The 1,021-nt window shown below is 64.6% G+C and carries 1 protein-coding gene; it reads right to left on the bottom strand.

Annotated features, from left to right (window positions below):
- Positions 1-14: 14 nt before the first annotated feature.
- Positions 15-950, bottom strand: a complete 936-nt coding sequence (locus EN781_RS33145; protein ID WP_126054429.1) for a Gfo/Idh/MocA family oxidoreductase — start codon at positions 948-950, stop codon at positions 15-17.
- Between the last annotated feature and the right edge of the window lie 71 nt (positions 951-1,021).

The raw sequence follows: 1,021 nt of genomic DNA, 5'->3' as shown, positions 1-1,021 counted from the left end.
GTTCTCAGTTTAGCTCAATCGAAGAACGCCTCGACCACGTTGCGCTTGCCGAGCATGAAGGCGTCGGCGACGTGCTGTAACGGCGCGAGATCGACGTCGGACGTCCCGGCGCGAACGATCTCGGCGAAGCGCTGGTAGAGCATCGGATATTCAGCTTCCGGCTCGTCGTGGACGATCTTGCCGTCGATGGCGAGCTTGGCGCCGCCGCCTGAAAGCACAATCTTGCCCTTGTCGGTCTCGGCCAGGATGTCCCAGCTCTGCGGACCGGTCTGCAGCCAGTCGAGCTCCATCGTCACCGGCACTCCATTCGAGGTGCGGAAGGCGACATGCGCGGCAACCGGCGATGCGCGATTCTCCGGAAAATCGAGAACCGCCGAGGTAATGAACATCGCCGGCAGGATGTGGGTGGCGATCGACAGCGCGTTGATGCCCGGATCGAAGACGCCAAAGCCGCCCGGCGCCCAGATCCATTCCTGGTTCGGGTGCCAGCGGCGCACGTCTTCCTTCCAGATGATCGCCGCCGAGCTGATCCTGGCCGAGGCCAGGAACTCGCGCGCGGCCTCGACCGCCGGCGCGTAGCGTGAGTGCCAACTGGCGAAGAGAGAAACGCCATGCTTGCCGGCGATCCTCTTCAGGTCCTCGACCTCGCTGACGGTGGCGCCCGGCGGCTTCTCCAGGAAGACATGCTTCCCGGCTTCGAGCGCTGCGCGCGCGGCATCGTAACGGAACTGGGGCGGCATGCAGAGCGAGACGGCGTCGAGGTCCGGCACGGCGTCGAGCATTGCCTCGATGGTCGGAAAGTTCGGGATGCCGTCGACCTTGCCGTGCCGGCTGGCGGCGGCGATGAGCTGGTAGTCGCTGTCTTTCGCCAGGGCCGGAAGATGCTGGTCGCGGACGATCTTGCCCACGCCAACGATGCCGAGCTTGATGGGACCTTTGTTCGAGGGCATGGGAACTCCGAGGATTTGGAAAGGTGGGTGTTTCTAAGCAGGGAAGTGACGCCGGGCAAGCCGGCGCCGAT

The sequence above is a fragment of the Mesorhizobium sp. M4A.F.Ca.ET.090.04.2.1 genome, from assembly GCF_003999085.1.
Lineage (GTDB): Bacteria > Pseudomonadota > Alphaproteobacteria > Rhizobiales > Rhizobiaceae > Mesorhizobium.
Note: the sequence above shows the minus strand (reverse complement) of the source record. Positions and strands in the feature narration are given on the sequence as shown.

What these genes read in the sequence shown, in the direction of transcription:
- EN781_RS33145 (WP_126054429.1), bottom strand. Translation starts at nt 950, where the DNA reads ATGCCCTCGAACAAAGGTCCCATCAAGCTCGGCATCGTTGGCGTGGGC.